An 18098-nucleotide genomic window follows, 5' to 3' on the forward strand; every position below is an offset into this window, starting at 1 on the left:
GGGGGCGGGCGCGGTCGTCGCCTCGGGCTCCTCGCCCTCGGCCACGTCGAGCAGTCGCTCGACGGCGATCTCCGTCCAGACGGCGTGCTCGGACGTCCGCGACTGGAGGTCGGTCGTGGTGACGGTCGCGACGTTCGGGCCGAGCCGCACCGCGGTCTGCTCGATGTAGATGTCGTAGGCGGTGCCGTCCGAGGTGGTGAGGGTGCCGGCGCCGGAGATGCCGTACTGGTCGTCGACGTCGTCGTAGACGGCCTCGTCGCTGACCGTCAGATCGACGTCCCAGATGTTGCCGTCGCTGTCGGGTCCCTCGATGAGGCTGCAGGCCGCGAGGGCCGTCTGCACCTGGTCGAAGACCGCCGCGACGCCGATCTCTTCGGCATAGGCAGACACGGTGCTCTCCACCGTCAGCGCCTCGGGGTAGCTGAACGAGGTGCCGCCCTTGTCCTTCTCCGCCAGGCCCTCGGTCAGCGTGTCGACGTCGGCCAGGCAGCCGGGCGCCTCCTCGTCGTCGTCGGTCGCCGGCTCCGAGGTCCAGCCCTCGCCGAGGTTGTCGGGCTGGAGGACCGCCTGGGTGATCTGGTCGGCGCTGAAGGGGCCGACCTCGACGGTGCCCTCGGCGGTGTCCTCGTTGTCGTCGGCGTCCGAGTCGCCGTCGTCGCCGCAACCGGCGACGAGGGCGGACACCAGCGCCAGCGCGGCCACCGGGGCGAGCGATCGCGCGAGACGACGGGGACGGAAGGCAGCGGTACGACGCACGGTGGATCCTCCGGGGCTCGGGACGGGGTGTCATGAAACCACGCATCCCCGGGGACCCCGACGAGGCGAGGTAGAACACGTTACAGTTCGCGGGTGAGCGCGACGGCCAGCACAGTCTTCAGCCCGACCACCCTCGGGCCGGTCCGGCTGCGCAACCGGACGGTCAAGGCAGCCACCTTCGAGGGACGGACGCCGGACGGCGAGGTCACCGACGCGCTCATCGACTACCACCTCGCGCCGGCCCGGGGCGGGATCGGGCTGACCACCGTGGCCTACCTCGCCGTCGCGCCCGAGGGGCGCACGCACGCCGAGCAGATCGTGGTCGGCCCGGGCACGCTCCCGGGGCTGGCCCGGCTCGCCGACGCGGTCCACGCCGAGGGTGCCGCCGTCGCCGCCCAGGTCGGGCACGCCGGACCGGTGGCCAACGGGCGGTCGAACGGCGTGCGCGCGATCTCCGCGAGCTCGATGCCGAGCCCGTTGTCGATGCAGATGATCAAGTCGGCAAGCGAGTCCGACCTGACCCGGGTCACCAGGGCGTACGTCGCCGCCGCGCGCACCCTCGTCGAGGCCGGGTTCGACGTCCTCGAGCTGCACATGGCGCACAGCTACCTGATCTCCTCCTTCCTCGCGCCGGGACTGAACCGCCGCAAGGACCGTTGGGGCGGGCCGCTCGAGCGTCGCGCGCGGCTCGCACGCCAGGTGGCGCGCGCCGTACGCGACGAGGTCGGCGACGCCGTCGCGCTGACGGCCAAGGTCAGCGTCTCCGACGGCTTCCGCGGTGGGGTCACCACCGACGAGGGCGTGGCCTTCGCGCAGCTGTTGGAGGCCGACGGCCATCTCGACGCCCTGCAGCTGTCGGGAGGCTCGTCGCTGATGAACCCGATGTACCTGTTCCGCGGCGAGACCCCGGTCGCCGAGTTCGCCGACGCGATGCCGACGATCGTCAAGTGGGGCATGAAGACGCCGGCGGGGCGCGGGTTCCTCAAGCGCTACGAGTTCGAGGAGGCCTACTTCAAGGAGAAGGCGCTCCGGTTCCGGCAGGAGCTCTCGATGCCGCTGATGCTGCTCGGCGGCATCAACCGCCTGGAGACCATGGAGCAGGCGATGGCCGACGGGTTCGACTTCGTCGCGATGGGGCGTGCGGTCCTCCGCGAGCCCGACCTGGTCAACCGACTGCAGCAGGGCGCCGCCAGTGCCGGCATCTGCACCCACTGCAACCGGTGCATGCCGACCATCTACACCGGCACCCGCTGCGTCGAGTGGACCGCCGGTGAGGCGATCCCGGTCGCCTGACCGCCCTCGCCGGTCGAGCAGCTCGCGGCCACCGCAGCCCTCGCCGGTCGAGCAGCTCGCGGCCACCGCAGCCCTCGTCGGTCGAGGAGCTCGCGGCCACCGCAGCCCTCGTCGGTCGAGCAGCTCGCGGCCACCGCAGCCCTCGTCGGTCGAGGAGGTCGCGCAGCGACCGTCACGAGACCCATTCCCAGGAACTAGAACCTGTTCTACTATCGGCGCATGTCGCAGGCCATCCCCGAGAAACCCCTCCGTGTCGTCGTCTGGTCCACCGGGACGATCGGGAGGCACGCCATCGCCGGGGTGGACGCGCACCCCGACCTCGAGCTGGTCGGCGTGTGGACCTCGACGCCGGCCAAGAACGGCGTGGACGCGGGGGTGCTGGCGGAGCTGGGGCGCGAGCTCGGGGTCACGGCGACGACGGACCGCGACGAGCTGACCGCGCTGCGGCCGGACTGCATCGTCCACGGGGCGATGACCGACGACCGGGTGTTCGAGTCGATCGACGACCTCACCGGATTCATCCGGGACGGGGTCAACGTGGTGTCCAGCGGACCGGTGATCCTGCTGCACCGCACCGGCACCCTGCCGGACGAGATGATCGCCGGGATCGACGAGGCCGGCCGTCAGGGCAAGGCGAGCCTGCACGTCAACGGCATCGACCCCGGCTTCGCCAACGACGTGCTGCCGCTGGTGCTCTCCAGCCTCAGCCAGCGGATCGACCACATCAAGGTCAGCGAGATCGCCGACTACTCGACCTACTACCAGCCGGTGGTGATGCGGGACCTGTTCGGCTTCGGCCAGCCGATGGACAGCAAGCCGATGATCTGGGAGCCCGGGATCCTCAGCACCGCCTGGGGCCCGGTCGTCCGGCTGATCGCGGCGGGCCTGGACGTCACCCTCGACGAGCCGCTGGTCGAGACCGTCGACCGCCGCCCGGCCGAGGTGGACACCAAGTCTGTCTCCGGCGACATCGCCGCCGGCACCATGGGCTCGGTGAAGTTCCAGGTCATCGGGACCGTCGACGGCGTCCCGCGGATCACCCTCGAGCACGTCACCCGCACCCACCCGGACCAGACGCCCGAGTGGCCCAAGCCCACCGAGGGCGACGGCTGCTACCGGGTCGAGATCGCCGGGGAGCCGCAGATGAAGCTGGAGTTCAGCCACCACGGCGAGCACGGCGACCACAACGTGTCCGGCATGATCGTCACCGCCCAGCGGCTGGTGAACGCGGTCCCCGCCGTGGTCGCCGCCGAGCCCGGCCTGATCACCGCGCTGGACCTCCCGCTGATCACCGGCCGGGGTCTCGTGACGGGGTCTCGACCGACGGGTGACGGCCAGTGAGCATCCTGGACCGGTTCCTGCTGACCGACCACGTCGCCGTCGTCACCGGGGCGGGGCGCGGCATCGGTGCCGCCACCGCCGTCGCGCTGGCCGAGGCGGGCGCCGACGTGGTGATCTCGGCCCGCACCGAGGACCAGCTCGAGCAGGTCGCCGAGCGGATCCGGGCGACCGGCAGGCGTGCGCTCGTCGTACCGGCGAACCTCGCGCACACCGACGCGGTCGCCGCGCTCGCGCAGGCCGGGTACGACGAGTTCGGGCGGCTCGACGTCGTCATCAACAACGTCGGCGGCACCATCCCCAACGCGTTCCTCGACACCGACGTGGCCTACCTCGACGAGGCGTTCCACTTCAACGTCAGCACCGCGCACGCGCTGACCCGCGCCGCCGTACCGCTGATGCTCGCGTCCCTCGGCGATCCCGACGACCCCGCCGACCAGCGCCAGAAGTCGGTCGTCAGCATCAGCTCGACGATGGGCCGCACAGCCGGCCGCGGCTACCTCGCCTACGGCACGGCTAAGGCCGCGCTGGCGCACTGGTCGCGCCTCGCCGCGACCGACCTGGCGCCGCGGATCCGGGTCAACGGCATCTACGTCGGCTCGGTGATGACCAGCGCGCTCGAGTTCGTCGCGGGCGTGCCGGAGATGAAGCACCAGATGGAGGAGGGCACCCCGCTGGGCCGGATCGGCGAGCCGGAGGACATCGCCGCAGCCGCGGTCTACCTGTCGTCACCGGCCGGCAAGTACGTCACCGGCAAGTTCCTCGAGGTCGACGGCGGGCTGCAGGGCCCGAACCTCGATCTCGGTCTGCCGGACCTCGGGCCGAGCACGGGAGCGGCCGGTCAGTAGGCTGCCGCGATGAGCTCAGGAGTCAGCACCAGCGTCGCGATCTCGCCCGACTCCGGCGAGCACTGGTCCGCCGAGGGCGCTTGGGAGGTCGCGCCGGGCATCCACCGGATCCCGCTGCCGCTGCCGATGGACGGGCTCAAGGCGATCAACGTCTACGTCGTCCAGAGCGACGACGGCGTGACGCTGATCGACGGCGGCTGGGCGATCCCGGTCGCGCGCGAGCTGCTCGACAAGTGCCTGCGCTCCATCGGCTCCGGATTCGGCGACATCGAGCGGTTCCTGGTGACCCACATCCACCGCGACCACTACACGATGGCGACCGTGCTCGGGCACGAGTACGGTGCCGACGTCGCGCTCGGACTGCCGGAGAAGCCCGGCCTCGACCTGCTGCACGCGGCTGGGCGGGGTGAGTTCGACGGCGGCAACCCGTTCACCGCAGTGCTCCGGTCCGCCGGTGCGAACGAGGTCGCCGAGGCGTGGGACCTGGGCCGCCGGGTCGAGGACCTGCCCGACCCGGTCGACTGGGCCTACCCCGACACCTGGCTCGACGGCGACCTGACCATCGAGGTCGGCCGCCGCACGATCGACGCCGTTCACACCCCCGGCCACACCCCCGGCCACTACGTCTTCGCGGACCGGGCCGACGGCCTGCTCTTCGCCGGCGACCACGTGCTGCCGACGATCACGCCCTCCATCGGGTTCACGGTCCCGCCCGAGCCCGACCCGCTCGGCCACTTCATGGCGTCGCTCACCAAGGTGCGCGGGCTCCCGGACCTGCGCATCCTGCCCGCCCACGGCCCGGTCGCGCCGTCGTCCCACGCCCGCGTCGACGAGCTGCTCGCGCACCACGAGGAGCGGCTGGTGGCGTGCGTCGCATCGCTGCGCTCGCGCGGCCCGTCGGTTGCCGAGGTGGTCGCCGGTGACCTCGGCTGGACCCGCCACGAGCGTTCGTACGCCGAGCTCGACCTCTTCAACAAGGGCATGGCGTCGATGGAGACGAAGGCCCACCTCGACCTCCTCGTCGCGCGCGGCCAGGCGACCGTCGCGGTGAGCGCCGACGGCGACGTCTACGAAGTCATCCCTGCTGACTGAGCCGCATCGGCGTGTGCGGGATCCCGTCCTCGACGAACTCCTCGCCGTCGACGGCGAAGCCGAACCCGGCGTACCAACCCGCCAGCGGCGTCTGCGCGTCGAGTACGACGTCCCGGGCCGGGTCCTCGCTCCGGCAGTGCCCGAGCGCGGCCTCGATCAGGCCGTCGGCCAGGCCGCGCCCGCGTGCCGCCGTCGCCAGGACCACCCGCCCGACCCGCCACGTCGCGGTGTCGTCGAGCACCCGCGCGTAGCCGAGCAGCGCACCTGCGTCGTGCATCAGCACGTGCGCGGTGCCGGGCTCGGTGTCGCGGCCGTCGAGGTCGGGATAGGCGCACTCCTGCTCCACGACGAAGACGTCCTGGCGGAGTCGGGCGACGTCGTACGCCTCGCTGGCGGTGAGGTCGGCGAACGCGGCGATGCGGATGTTCACGTCCCGAATCTAGGACGGCGGTCGGTGGTCGTTGGATGTTCCACGGGTAGTTTGCGAATATCCACAAATCACAACAGTTTGCGAATAATCACAAACTGGAGTAGTTTGTGGATAATCACAAACTCAGCAGGTACGCGCATATGCACAAACTAGGAGGTGGTTGTGGCCGACGCCGAACAGCAACTGAGTGATCACGGAGAGCCAAGCCGTGCCACCTGGGCTGTCGTCCGCAGCCCGGAAGACCTCGGCAAGTTTGTGTCCCGGCGACGAGTCCAGACTGGCTGGACCCAACGCGAACTAGCGGCCCATCTCGGGTTTCCCTATCGCTACCTTCACGAGATCGAGTCCGGCAAGCAGACCTTGGCGTACACGCGGCTCTTCGCGCTCCTTCGTCTCCTTGGCATCGAGCTCCGCTTAGAAGCTGCGTCATCTGGCGACGGAACGAGTGCCGACGGTGACGACACTGAGAGCGGGCAATTTTCCGACCCGAGCAGAACCGCAAGTCGGGAGTCGAAGGACTTCTTCGCCGATTTCGACGACCTTGACGATGACTATCTGGGGGGCGACGACCGGTGACCGTCCCCGACGAGCTCAGCGTCTGGCTGTACGGAACTCACATCGCATCCCTGTCCCGGGGACCGCGAGGGCGAACCGACCGCATCGTGCTCTCCTGGACGCCGGAAGCCGAAGCCCGGTGGGGAATCGGCAGTCGCGTTCTCAGCAACATCCTCCCGATAGGCGAGGACGTCCACCCGATCAAGGCCAGAGTCTTCTTCGACGGCTACCTGCCTGAAGGGCAATCCCGCACGCATCACGCGGTCGAAGCAGGTGTTGAGCCCACCGACACGTTCGGTCTTATCGCCACATACGGACGAGACCTCGCCGGTGCCGCAATCGTCGTTGCGAGCGGCGAGTCGCCGGAGCCAACCCAAGCACGGTATGAGCCCATCGACATCGAGGAAGTGTCACGGCGACTCGCCAAGGCGACCTTGCACACCGGTCGGCTCGACGCCCGTGACTCGTTCGCATCACTGCCGGGAATGGTCCCCAAGGTGCTCCTGCACCGCGACGGTGAGACCTGGCTCGCATGCCGCGGAGGAGCGCCGTCGACATGGATCGTGAAGCGCTCTCATGACGCGGACGGGCCCGCCGCCGATGTGATCGACACCGAGGTTCTCGCATTGCGATGCGCCGAGCGGATCGGCCTGGGCAATGTTCGAGCCGAGATCTTGACGTTGGATGGCATGCGCGCCATCGCGGTAGCCAGGTACGACCGTCCTCGTACACGAGGTGGCGCGATAGGGCGAGTCCATCAGGAGGACCTTGCCCAGGCGATCGGCTTGAACACGGACGACGCCAACCGGAAGTTTCAGCGGGGACCCGCCCAGATGCCATCGCTGCGACAAGCCGCGCGCGTGTTGTCGTCGGCAGGTGCGGATCCGGACCCTCTGTTGGCGCTCGTCACCTTCAGCTTTGCCCTCGGTAACACCGACATGCACGCGAAGAACATCTCGTTCCTTCGATCGCCGCGCGGGCGTGCGCTTCTCGCTCCCGCCTACGACGTGTCGCTCCACTTGCATGCCAAGGACAACAACGGACACTTCGCATTGCAGGTGAACGCCAAGAGCTCCTTCGACGAGATCAGCGTCGATGACCTCATCCTCGAAGCTGTCGGTTGGGAGTTGCCTGTTGGGCGTGCAGAGCAGACCGTCCTTCGAACGCTGACCGACCTCGAACGGGCACTTGAGTCAGAACGAGTCAGCGGGAGCAACCCCGGTGTCAGCGATCTGGCGTGGGACAACGTGCAGGACCGCGTGGGACGTCTCGTGGTCGCTGCTCGCGGCCTCACGTCCGGAGTGGTTTCTCCGGGCCGTGGCCGTCGCGGCCCGCGGCTGCAGTCCAGGCGACCAGGGGCCTGAGTCTCCGCAGGTCCCGAACAGCGTGCTGCGCGCCTGCTTCGGAGTGCGCGCCCACGGCCCCCTCGAGCAGCGAGATCGCGGACGGTTTAGATTGGAGGGACAGACAGGGGAGCACGTCATCAGCGTGCTGAGAGTGCGGACCAGCCGCAGACCCTCCGAACCTGATCCGGCTAGCACCGGCGAAGGGAGTCATCTCTGATGCGCATCCGTCCTTTGGTCGCCCTCGCCACACTCGCGCTGCTGGGCTCCAGCTGCTCGCTCGCGAACGAGGACGACAAGTCCGACGACGCGGCGCCGGGCGAGTGCGGTGACGTCGTGCTCGTCACGCACGACTCGTTCGATCTGCCCAAGAAGCTCGTGGCCGCGTTCGAGAAGGAGTCGGGCTGCTCGCTCACGCACAGCCCGGCCGGCGACGGCGGCGAGCTCACCAGCAAGCTCACGGTCACCCAGGGCGACCCGATCGGTGACGTCGCGTTCGGCGTCGACAACACGTTCGCGGGCGCCGCGCTCGAGGCGGGCGTATTCGCGCCGTACGACGCCGACCTCCCCTCGGGTGCCGACCAGTACCTGCTGGAGGGTGACGACGAGGGCGTGCTCACGCCCGTCGACAACGCCAGCGTCTGCGTCAACGTCGACACGGCGTGGTTCGCGGACAACGACCTCGAGCCGCCGACCACCCTCGACGACCTCGTCGATCCCGCCTACCGCGACCTGTTCGTGACGCCGGCGGCGACCACGAGCACTCCGGGGCTGGCGTTCCTGCTCGCGACCATCGGCGAGTACGACGACGACTGGGTCGCCTACTGGGAGGACCTGGTCGCCAACGGCGCCAAGGTCGTCAAGGGCTGGGAGGACGCCTACTACGTCGACTTCACCTTCTCCGGCGGCGACCGTCCGATCGTGCTGTCCTACGACACGTCGCCGGCCTACACCGTCGCCGAGGGCGAGTCGTCGACCGCGGCGCTGCTCGACACCTGCTTCCGCCAGGTCGAGTACGCCGGTGTGCTGGAGGGCGCGGCCAACCCCGAGGGTGCCGAGCGGGTGATCGACTTCCTGCTCGGCCCGGAGGTGCAGGCGGCGCTGCCGACCAGCATGTACGTCTTCCCGGTCGACGCCGACGCGACGCTGCCGCCCGAGTGGGCGCAGTTCGCCGAGCAGCCGGCGGCCCCGATCGAGGTGCCGGCGGCCGACATCTCCGAGCACCGACGCGAATGGCTGATGGAGTGGACCGACATCACCTCGTCATGACGACCAGCGACGTCGGATGAGGCGTCTCGCAGGCCTGCTCGCGCTGGCCGCGGTGCCGACCGCGGTGCTCGCGGTCTTCTTCCTGCTCCCCGTCACCGGGATGCTCCAGCGCGGGTTCTGGACCGACGGCTCGTTCGACCCCGGCGCGGTGCTGGAGGTGCTCGGGCGGGAACGCACCGGCCGCGTCATCTGGTTCACGCTCTGGACGAGCGCCACCTCGACCGTCGTCGCGGTCGTGCTCGGCCTCCCGGCGGCCTACGTGCTGCACCGGCTGGCGATCCCGCTCCGGGGCGCGGTGCGCGCCGCGCTGCTGGTGCCCTTCGTGCTGCCCACCGTCGTGGTCGGCATCGCGATCCGCGAGCTGGTCGCCGACTCGGGACCGTTGGGGTTCCTCGGCCTCGACGGCACGCCGTACGCGATCCTGATCGGGCTGGTGTTCTTCAACGTCGCGGTGGTCATCCGCACCGTCGGCACCGCGTGGGAGAGCCTCGACCGCCGCCCGGCCGAGGCCGCCGCGGCCCTCGGTGCGTCGCCGGTGCAGGTGCTCACCACCGTCACGCTTCCCGCGCTGCGCCCGGCGATCGTGTCGGCGGCTGCCGTGGTGTTCCTCTTCTGCGCGACCGGTTTCGGCGTCGTCCTCATGCTCGGCGGCACCCGCTACGCGTCGGTCGAGACCGAGATCTACCTGCTCACCACCGGGGCCATCACCGGGTCGGTGGAGTACCAGGCGGCGGCTGCGCTCTCGCTCGTGCAGCTGGCTGCGGTCGTCGTACTCCTCGCGGTGGCGGCGCGGCTGCGCGCCGTCCCGGACCCGACCGTACGACGCGCGCTGGCCGTTCCCGCGCGGCCGCGGAAGCAGGACGTGCCGGCCCTGGTCGCCACCGGCCTGGTGCTGGTCGCGATCGCGGCGCCGGTGGTGACCCTGGTCGTCGGGTCGCTGCGGCGCGACGGTGCGTGGACGCTGGTGCACTACCGCGCGCTCCAGGGCACGGGGGAGGACGCGGGTGCGGCCGGGATGGGCGGCGGGCTGCTGCGGGCGCCCGTGACCGAGGCACTGGCCAACTCGCTGCGGATCGCCGTCGACGCCACCTGGATGTCGCTGCTGCTGGGCCTGCTGGTCGCGTTCGTCGTCACCCGCCGGGCGCGCGGCCGCGCCGAGGCCTCCGTGCGCAACGTGTTCGACGGCCTCTTCATGCTGCCGCTCGGCGTCTCGGCCGTGACCCTCGGCTTCGGGTTCCTGATCACGCTCGACGACCCGCCGATCGACCTCCGGTCGAGCCCGTTGCTGGTCCCGGTCGCACAGGCGCTGGTCGCCCTGCCGCTGGTCGTCCGGGTCCTGGTGCCGGTGCTGCAGGGCATCGACGACCGGCAGCGCCAGGCGGCCGCCTCGCTCGGCGCCGGACCGCTGCGCACGCTGCTCACCGTGGACGCCCCGGTCCTCTGGCGGCCGCTGCTCGCCGCGGCGGGCTTCGCGTTCGCCGTGTCGCTCGGCGAGTTCGGCGCGACGTCGTTCATCGTGCGCGCGGAGGTGCCGACGCTCCCGGTCGTGATCTACCGGCTGATCGGCAGCCCCGGGGCGCTCAACTACGGCACCGCCATGGCAGCCTCGGTCGTGCTCGCCGGCGCGACCGCGCTGGTGATCCTGCTGGTCGAGCGGCTCCGGGTGCCGGGAGTGGGGGTGATCTGATGCTGACCGTCGACGGAGTCACGGTCACGTTCGACCACCACACCGCGGTGGACGCGGTCGACCTCCGGGTCGAGGACGGTCAGGTGCTCGCCGTGCTCGGACCGTCGGGGAGCGGCAAGTCGTCCCTGCTGCGCGCGATCGCCGGGCTGGAGCCGCTCCGCGCCGGCGCGGTGCGGTGGGACGACGAGGACCTCGCCGGCGTGCCGACGCACCGGCGCGGGTTCGCGTTGATGTTCCAGGACGGCCAGCTCTTCGACCACCTGACGGTGGCGGGCAACGTCGGTTATGCGCTCCGGCTGCGCGGCGTCGCCCGCGCCGCCGCCCGCGCCCAGGTGGCCGACCTGCTCGAGCTGGTCGGCCTCGCCGGCTACGGCGCTCGGCTGCCCCGCACCCTCTCGGGCGGCGAGCGGCAGCGGGTGGCGCTGGCCCGGTCGCTCGCGGCCGAGCCGCGGCTGCTGCTGCTCGACGGGCCGCTGTCCGCGCTGGACGCCGAGCTCCGGGTGCGGCTGGCCACCGACCTGCGGCGGNCGCTGGACGCCGAGCTCCGGGTGCGGCTGGCCACCGACCTGCGGCGGATCCTGCGCGCGGCCGGCACGACCGCGCTCCTGGTCACCCACGACCAGGAGGAGGCGTTCGCGGTCGCCGACCGGCTCGCGGTCATGCGCGACGGCGAGGTGGTCCAGCAGGGCACGACCGAGGAGGTGTGGGCACGCCCGGCCGACGCCGCGATCGCGCTCTTCCTCGGCTACGCGCGGGTGCTCACCGGCGGGGCGGCGCGGGCGGTGCTGGCCGCGGCCGGGCTGCCGGCCGCAGCTGCGGTCGCCGTACGACGCTCCGCGCTCGCCGCGCGCGGGGCCGATGGGTCCGGGGCCGGCGTCGGAGGACTGACCGCCACGGTGCGCGCCGTACGCGCGACTCCCGACGAGGTGCGGCTCGTCGTCGACGTCGACGGAGTGGGCGAGGCGGACGCCGTCGGGGCCCCCGGTTGGCTGCCGGTGCCGGGGGATCCGGTGGTGCTGCGGGTGGACGCGGCACGCCTCGCCGTCCTGCCGTCGGGGTCCAACCCCTAAACTCGCCCGGGTGTACCGCCGCGCCTATACGTTGCTGATCGGCACGGCAGCCGTCATGGGCGGCCTGGCGGTCTTCGTCGCGATCACGTACGACCGCCAGCTGCTGGACCCGGAGGGGAGCTTCCTGGGCCCGTCGTACGTCCGGCTGCCGCTGCTGCTGATCTTCGCGCTGGCGATCGACCTGATCCCGCGGACGATGTGGCTCTCGCGCGGCCGGCCGACCTCGTTGTGGCCGCTGGCGCGCGAGCGCCTGCGCACCCACTGGGGCAAGGAGCGGATGATCCTGGTCGCGCTCGGGATCGTGTGCTTCTACGTCACCTACGTCAGCTACCGGAACCTCAAGTCCAACCTGCCGTTCGTGCGCGACACCAACCCGGACCCGATGAAGACCGAAGCGGTGTCGTTCGACCGCGAGCTGCACGTGATGGACAAGATCCTCTTCTTCGGGCACGACCCGACGACGGTGCTGCACGGTGCCCTCGGCGACACGGCGACGGCGTACGTCCTGTCACCGATCTACCTCTTCTTCCTGCCGATGGTGCCGCTGGGCGTCACCGCCTGGCTGGTGTGGTCGCGCAACATCTCCTACGGCTACTGGTTCGTGACCTCGCAGTGCCTGGCCTGGGCGCTCGGCACGCTGTCGTACTACCTGCTCCCGACGCTGGGGCCCGGCATCCAGTACCCCTCGCTCTACGAGGACCTGGCCCACACCAACACCACCGACCTGATCGCCTCGATCACCAACGCGCGACATCGGGTCCTCCATGATCCGGAGGCGACGGAGATCGTGAACTCGGTCGCCGGGTTCGCCAGCCTCCACTGCGCGATCACGTTGCTGCTCGCGCTGATGGTCCAGTACACGATCCGCAGCAAGATCGCGAAGTGGGTCGTCTGGGTGAACTTCGGGCTGACCGTGGTCGCCACGCTCTACTTCGGCTGGCACTACGTCGCCGACGACATCGCCGGCGTCGCGATCGCGATCGTCGCCTTCTACCTCGGCGCGCTGGCGAGCGGACAGAAGTTCGACGGCGGCCTGAGGTCGCACCCCACCACCACCACCTCCAAGGTCCCCAAAGACCGCGACTGATCCCCCGGCTCAGGGCGCTCTCGGCGGGGTGGCGAGAACTACATCGTTGTAGTTCGCAAGCCGACACGCCGGTGTCTGGTGAGTTTCTTGAGGTTTTTGTTTCCTTTGTGACGAAAGAGCACTAGCGTGCTTCGAGTTGCTCCGGTGAACGGGGAAGTCCTCCGGGCAACGACTGCACGCTGCCGTCGACCTGAGGAGACACCTTGCGCCGCCCCGTGATCGGGATCGCCCTGCTCGCCCTCGTCCTCGTGACGGCTCCGGCCAGCGCCGATCCGACCGATCCGCCGCCGTCGCGCAGCGACGTGCAGAAGGCCGAGCAGCGGGCGGAGGGCGCGGCCGACGACGTCGAAGCGATCCAGGCCCAGATCGACGCCGCCAACGCGAACCTCGAGGCAGCGGCCGTCGCGGCGCAGCAGGCCGCGGAGGCCTACAACGGCGCCCGTTGGCGACTGCAGGAGGCGCGGACGGCCGTGCGGCAGGCAGAGCGGGAGTCCCGCCGTACGACGCGCGCGCTCGCCGACGTGAAGCACGACTACCGCGACGCGCTCCTCACCTCGTTCGTCGGCGGCAGTCCCGAGCTCAACGCGTTCAGCGCCGCGCTCGACTCCGACGGGCTCTCGACGCTCCTGGACCGCGACTCCACCGCCGACATCGTCCAGGGTGAGTTCCAGGAGCAGCGCGCGGCCTACGAGGCAGCGGTGAGCGACGCTCAGGACGCCGAGCAGGTGGCGGAGGACGCGGCCGCCGCGGCGGCGGACGCCGCCGCCGATGCCTGGGACGCCAAGGACGACGCGGAAGCCGCCGTCGCCGCCGCCGCATCGGCCGCGGACAGCATCGCGGCCGAGAAGACCCGGCTGCTGGGCCGGATGGCCCGGCTGCAGGGCATCAGCGTCGCGCTGGCCGAGGAGCGGCAGGCGGCCCTCGAGCAGCAGGCTCAGGAGCAGGCAGCGCTGGAGGCCCAGCAGCTGCAGGAGCAGGAGCAGGAGCAGGAGCAGGAGCAGGAGCAGGAGCCCGAGCCGTCCGAGCCCGAGGAGCCCGAGTCCGAGCCGACCGAGCCCGAGCCGACCGAGGAGCCCGAGCCGACCGAGCCCGAGGAGCCCCAGGCTCCGGCGCCCCCGCCCGCTGACGAGGGCGGCGCGGCGGCGGCCATCGCGTTCGCGCGCGACCAGATCGGTGAGCCGTACGTCTGGGCGGCGGCCGGCCCCGGCTCCTGGGACTGCTCCGGCCTGACCATGGCCGCGTGGAGCGCGGGCGGGAAGTCGTTGCCGCACTACTCCGTCGCGCAGTACGAGCAGTCGACGCCGATCTCCGCGGGCGACCTCCGCCCCGGCGACCTGGTCTTCTGGGGCTCGTCGAGCAGCGCGAGCTCGATCTACCACGTCGCGCTGTACGCCGGCGACGGGATGATCATCCACGCGCCGCGCACCGGCCGCCCGGTGACCGAGGAGTCGATGTACTACTGGGTCCCGCCGACCCACTACGCACGCCCGTAGGGACACCAGCGGACCGGTAGCGTGCGGACATGGCCAGCGACGTCCAGGAGCCCACGACCACGACCGAACCGGAGCCGTCGCCGTACGGCGCCCCGTCGGTCGACGTACCAGCGCTGAGCGCGCTGCTCGACGGGAGGTACGCCGAGATCCGCGCCACCGTGCGCGAGGGGCTCGTGCAGTACGCCGCGGTGCTCGAGGACGCCGAGACGATGACGCGCGAGGAGTTCCGCGAGCGGGTCAAGGACGTCGTGGTCGAGCTCGCCGCCACCGGCCAGACGGGGATGGGCTTCCCGGAGGAGTACGGCGGCGGGGGCGACATCGGTGCCTCGATCGCCGCCTTCGAGACGCTCGGGTACGGCGACCTGTCGGTCCTCGTGAAGGTCGGCGTGCAGTTCGGCCTGTTCGGCGGGGCGATCCTGCAGCTCGGCACGAAGCGTCACCACGACGCCTACCTGGCCGGTCTGGTGAAGGGCGAGATCCTCGGCTGCTTCGCGATGACCGAGACCGGCCACGGCAGCAACGTCCAGGCGCTGGGGACGACGGCGACCTACGACGAGGCCACCCAGGAGTTCGTCATCCAGACCCAGTCCCCGGCGGCGACGAAGGACTACATCGGCAACGCCGCGAAGCACGCCCAGCTCGCGGCCGTGTTCGCGCAGCTGGTGGTGGGCGGTCAGAGCCACGGCGTGCACGCGCTCGTCGTACCCGTCCGGGACGGCGACAACGTGCTGCCGGGCGTCACCATCACCGACGACGGGCCGAAGATGGGGCTCAACGGTGTCGACAACGGCCGGATCCGGTTCGACGGTGTCCGGGTGCCGCGCGAGGCGCTGCTCGACCGGTTCGCCCAGGTCACCGAGGACGGGCAGTACGTCAGCGAGATCGACAACGCCAACCGTCGCTTCTTCACGATGCTCGGCACCCTCGTGCAGGGCCGGGTCTGTGTCGGAGCCGCCGGCATCAGCGCGGCGAAGGTCGCGATGACGATCGCGGTCGAGTACGGCCTGCGCCGACGCCAGTTCGAAGCCACCGAGGAGGACACCGAGTCGCTGCTCCTCGACTACGGCATGCACCAGCGGCGGCTGTTCCCGCTGCTGGCCCGGACCTACGCGCTCCACTTCGGTCAGCAGGTGCTGTCGTCGCGGCTGCACGACGTCTTCTCCGGCATCACGACCGACGAGGTCGCGCGCCGCCAGCTGGAGTCACGTGCCGCGGGCACGAAGGCGCTCGCGACCTGGCACGCGACCAGGACCATCCAGGAGTGCCGCGAGGCGTGCGGAGGTGCTGGCTACCTGTCGGAGAACCGGTTCGCCGCGCTCAAGGCCGACACCGACGTGTTCACGACCTTCGAGGGCGACAACCACGTGCTGCTGCAGCTGGTCGCCAAGGGCCTGCTGACCGACTACGCGAGCGACTTCTCCGACCTCGACCAGTTCGGGATGGTTCGGTTCGTCGCCAACCTCGCGGTCGAGACCGTGCTCGAGCGCTCGCGTGCCCACAAGCTGCTCGAGCAGCTGCGCGACGTGCTCGGCGGCGACAAGTGGGACCAGGACGCGGGTCTGCTCGACCCGAACTACCACCGCGCGATGTTCGAGTTCCGCGAGGAGCACATGATCGGCGGCGTCGCGCGTCGCCTGAAGCGCGGCATCGACGCCGGCATGAACCCGGGCGAGGTCTTCTCCCGCGTCCAGGACCACGTCGTGGCCGCAGCCCGCGCCCACGTGGAGCGGCTCGTGCTCGACGCCTTCCTCGACGTCGTGGCCGAGCAGCCGGAGGGCGAGCTCAAGACCGTGCTGAACCTGCTCTGCGACCTGCACGCGCTGTCGTCGATCGAGGCCGACCGGGCCTGGTTCATGGAGCACGGCCGGCTCACCACCCAGCGCTCGAAGATGATCTCGCGCGAGGTCAACAACCTCTGCCGCGCGGTCCGGCCGATCGCCGGTGATCTGGTCCGGGCCTTCGGCATCCCGCGCGAGATGCTGCGCGCCGAGAGCCTGCTGGCCTGGGGCGAGGAGTGAGGCGACCGCGGGGCCTGGGCGGCTGGGACGACGACCCGCTCTGGGGCCACTTCTACGACTGGTCGGTCGAGCACCGCCGGGTGGGCGGGCTGCTCTGGCGGCTCGGCATCCAGAGCGACCTGCAGCGCCTGTACGACGCCGCGGCCGAGATCGGTCGCCAGCCGGCCGGGGCTCGGGTGCTCGACATCCCGTGCGGTGGTGGGGTCGCTCTGCGGGGGCTGCGGCCCGGCCAGGACGTCGCGTACGTCGCCGCCGACATCGCCCAGACCATGCTCGACCGCACGATGCGGGCCGCCGAACGACGTGGGCTGGCCGACCAGGTGGTGCCGCGGATCGCGGACGTGGGCGACCTGCCGTTCGACGACGGCTCCTTCGACCTGGTGGTCTCGTTCACCGGGCTGCACTGCTTCCCCGACCCGGCGCGGGCGGTGGTCGAGATGGTGCGGGTGCTGAGGCCGGGCGGGGTGCTCACCGGCAGTGCGCTGCTCAACGACAGCGGCCTGCACCACGAGCCGATGCGCAAGGCCGGCCGGCTCGCGGGCCTGCTCGGCCCGGGCTGCACCGGCACCCAGCTGGTCAGCTGGCTCGAAGCGCAGCGGATGGCGGACGTCGTACTCGACCGCAGCGGCGCGATCGGCTACTTCCGCGCCACCAAGCGGGGCTAGAACGCCGCTGGTTGAGGTGCGAGCGCAGTGCGCGGGTGGGCCGCTGGTTGAGGTGCGAGCGCAGTGCGCGGGCGGGCCGCTGGTTGAGGTGCGAGCGCAGTGCGCGGGAACGCCGCTGGTTGAGGTGCGAGCGCAGCGAACAGGCGGGCCGCTGGTTGAGGTGCGAGCGAAGCGAGCGGGAACGCCGCTGGTTGAGGTGCGAGCGAAGCGAGCCTCGAAACCAAGGCCGCCGGTCGGCTCAGTGCGCGGGCGGGACGAAGCGCTTGAACGACGCCTCGATCTCGAGCTCGGCCTCGGTGCGCGGGAACGCCGCTGGTTGAGGTGCGAGCGCAGCGAGCCTCGAAACCAAGGCCGCCGGTCGGCTCAGTGCGCGGGCGGGACGAAGCGCTTGAACGACGCCTCGATCTCGAGCTCGGCCTCGGTGCGGCCGACCCAGTCGGCGCCCTCGACGGACTTGCCGGGCTCGAGGTCCTTGTAGACCTCGAAGAAGTGCTGGATCTCGAGGCGGTCGAACTTCGGGACGTGGTTGATGTCGCGGATGTGCTCCATCCGCGGGTCGCTGGTCGGGACGCAGAGGACCTTGTCGTCGCCGCCCTTCTCGTCGGTCATGCGGAACATGCCGATCGCGCGGCAGCGGATCAGGATGCCCGGGAAGGTCGGCTCCTGGAGCAGCACGAGCGCGTCGAGCGGGTCGCCGTCCTGGCCGAGCGTGTCCTCGATGTAGCCGTAGTCGGCGGGGTACATGGTCGAGGTGAAGAGGAAGCGGTCGAGGCGCATCCGACCGGTCTCGTGGTCGACTTCGTACTTGTTCCGGCTCCCCTTGGGGATCTCCACGAGGACGTCGAACTCCAGCACTTCTTCCTCCACTCCGCGCGACCTGCGACAGGCCCGTTGCCACTACCGGGAGCATCCTCCCGCACAATGTCCCGGAATACGCAGTCGAGAGGGGTGGGACCGTGGCCGAACGTGACCCAGACCACGTTCGCGGTTCCCTCGTCGGCTGGGTGTCCGCGGCGCTGGCGCTGCTGCTCGTCGCGGGCGTCGCCGGCTGGCAGCTGGGCTGGTTCGACAGGTTCGCCGACGACGGCGCCGGCCTGCCGGAGGACCCGGCTGCGGTCGCGCCCCCGCCCGAGGTCGACGTACCTCCCGTACGG

17 protein-coding genes and 1 riboswitch are annotated in these 18098 nt (G+C 70.9%); of the genes, 14 read left to right on the forward strand and 3 right to left on the reverse strand.

The annotated features are described in order from the left end of the window. Positions 1 to 756: hypothetical protein (locus H0488_RS13680; RefSeq protein ID WP_220794567.1), on the reverse strand; the 756-nt coding region annotated here is incomplete at its 3' end. Positions 757 to 849: 93 nt separating this feature from the next. Between H0488_RS13680 and H0488_RS13685 the strand changes: the two genes are divergently transcribed. The 4 genes from H0488_RS13685 (at position 850) to H0488_RS13700 (ending at position 5327) form a co-directional block, all read left to right on the forward strand. Beyond that, the gene (locus H0488_RS13685) at positions 850 to 2049 is read left to right on the forward strand and encodes an oxidoreductase (RefSeq protein WP_183099825.1); all 1200 of its coding nucleotides are present in this window, start codon (positions 850 to 852) and stop codon (positions 2047 to 2049) included. A 219-nt stretch (positions 2050 to 2268) separates the two neighbouring features. Then, complete coding sequence (locus H0488_RS13690; protein WP_183099826.1) at positions 2269 to 3390, forward strand: NAD(P)H-dependent amine dehydrogenase family protein; 1122 nt, start codon at positions 2269 to 2271, stop codon at positions 3388 to 3390. Further along, positions 3387 to 4235, forward strand: coding sequence for an SDR family oxidoreductase (locus H0488_RS13695; protein ID WP_183099827.1), 849 nt, complete (start codon positions 3387 to 3389; stop codon positions 4233 to 4235). The genes H0488_RS13690 and H0488_RS13695 overlap by 4 nt, the downstream gene beginning before the upstream one ends. 9 nt (positions 4236 to 4244) lie before the next feature. Further along, positions 4245 to 5327: an MBL fold metallo-hydrolase gene (locus H0488_RS13700; protein ID WP_183099828.1), complete on the forward strand. Its 1083-nt coding sequence runs from the start codon at positions 4245 to 4247 to the stop codon at positions 5325 to 5327. Here H0488_RS13700 and H0488_RS13705 read toward each other — a convergent pair. Next, positions 5311 to 5757, reverse strand: a complete 447-nt coding sequence (locus tag H0488_RS13705) for a GNAT family N-acetyltransferase (RefSeq protein ID WP_312856338.1) — start codon at positions 5755 to 5757, stop codon at positions 5311 to 5313. The genes H0488_RS13700 and H0488_RS13705 overlap by 17 nt on opposite strands. A 162-nt stretch (positions 5758 to 5919) precedes the next feature. Between H0488_RS13705 and H0488_RS13710 the strand changes: the two genes are divergently transcribed. The 9 genes from H0488_RS13710 (at position 5920) to H0488_RS13750 (ending at position 16944) form a co-directional block, all read left to right on the forward strand. Beyond that, entirely contained in the window at positions 5920 to 6333 is a 414-nt protein-coding gene (locus H0488_RS13710; RefSeq protein WP_183099829.1) for a helix-turn-helix domain-containing protein, read from the forward strand. Next, on the forward strand, positions 6330 to 7676 hold the full coding sequence (locus H0488_RS13715) for a type II toxin-antitoxin system HipA family toxin (protein WP_183099830.1): 1347 nt from the start codon (positions 6330 to 6332) through the stop codon (positions 7674 to 7676). The genes H0488_RS13710 and H0488_RS13715 overlap by 4 nt, the downstream gene beginning before the upstream one ends. A 95-nt stretch (positions 7677 to 7771) precedes the next feature. Continuing rightward, positions 7772 to 7881, forward strand: a riboswitch (TPP riboswitch). Next, complete coding sequence (locus tag H0488_RS13720) at positions 7875 to 8924, forward strand: thiamine ABC transporter substrate-binding protein (RefSeq protein WP_183099831.1); 1050 nt, start codon at positions 7875 to 7877, stop codon at positions 8922 to 8924. Its footprint overlaps the riboswitch before it by 7 nt. Positions 8925 to 8940: 16 nt before the next feature. After that, positions 8941 to 10611: an ABC transporter permease gene (locus H0488_RS13725; RefSeq protein ID WP_183099832.1), complete on the forward strand. Its 1671-nt coding sequence runs from the start codon at positions 8941 to 8943 to the stop codon at positions 10609 to 10611. After that, positions 10611 to 11681 (forward strand): ABC transporter ATP-binding protein, encoded by a 1071-nt coding sequence (locus H0488_RS13730; RefSeq protein ID WP_183099833.1) that lies wholly within the window; start codon positions 10611 to 10613, stop codon positions 11679 to 11681. The genes H0488_RS13725 and H0488_RS13730 overlap by 1 nt, the downstream gene beginning before the upstream one ends. 10 nt (positions 11682 to 11691) lie before the next feature. Continuing rightward, positions 11692 to 12768 carry a phosphatase PAP2 family protein gene (locus tag H0488_RS13735; RefSeq protein WP_312856339.1) on the forward strand — a complete coding sequence of 359 codons (1077 nt, stop codon included), beginning with the start codon at positions 11692 to 11694 and terminating at the stop codon, positions 12766 to 12768. Positions 12769 to 12971: 203 nt separating this feature from the next. Further along, on the forward strand, positions 12972 to 14261 hold the full coding sequence (locus tag H0488_RS13740) for a C40 family peptidase (RefSeq protein WP_183099834.1): 1290 nt from the start codon (positions 12972 to 12974) through the stop codon (positions 14259 to 14261). Positions 14262 to 14290: 29 nt separating this feature from the next. After that, positions 14291 to 16279 (forward strand): acyl-CoA dehydrogenase family protein, encoded by a 1989-nt coding sequence (locus H0488_RS13745; protein ID WP_183099835.1) that lies wholly within the window; start codon positions 14291 to 14293, stop codon positions 16277 to 16279. After that, the gene (locus tag H0488_RS13750; protein ID WP_183099836.1) at positions 16276 to 16944 is read left to right on the forward strand and encodes a class I SAM-dependent methyltransferase; all 669 of its coding nucleotides are present in this window, start codon (positions 16276 to 16278) and stop codon (positions 16942 to 16944) included. The genes H0488_RS13745 and H0488_RS13750 overlap by 4 nt, the downstream gene beginning before the upstream one ends. Positions 16945 to 17307: 363 nt before the next feature. Here the strand turns inward: H0488_RS13750 and H0488_RS13755 are convergent, their stop codons facing one another. After that, on the reverse strand, positions 17308 to 17811 hold the full coding sequence (locus H0488_RS13755) for an inorganic diphosphatase (RefSeq protein ID WP_446685619.1): 504 nt from the start codon (positions 17809 to 17811) through the stop codon (positions 17308 to 17310). A gap of 89 nt (positions 17812 to 17900) precedes the next feature. On the opposite strand from H0488_RS13755, the gene H0488_RS13760 reads away from it, so the two are divergent. After that, positions 17901 to 18098, forward strand: a 198-nt coding sequence (locus tag H0488_RS13760) for a hypothetical protein (RefSeq protein WP_220794568.1), incomplete at its 3' end; no start/stop codon positions are given.

This window comes from Nocardioides pelophilus, from assembly GCF_014180685.1.
Classification (GTDB): domain Bacteria; phylum Actinomycetota; class Actinomycetes; order Propionibacteriales; family Nocardioidaceae; genus Nocardioides; species Nocardioides pelophilus.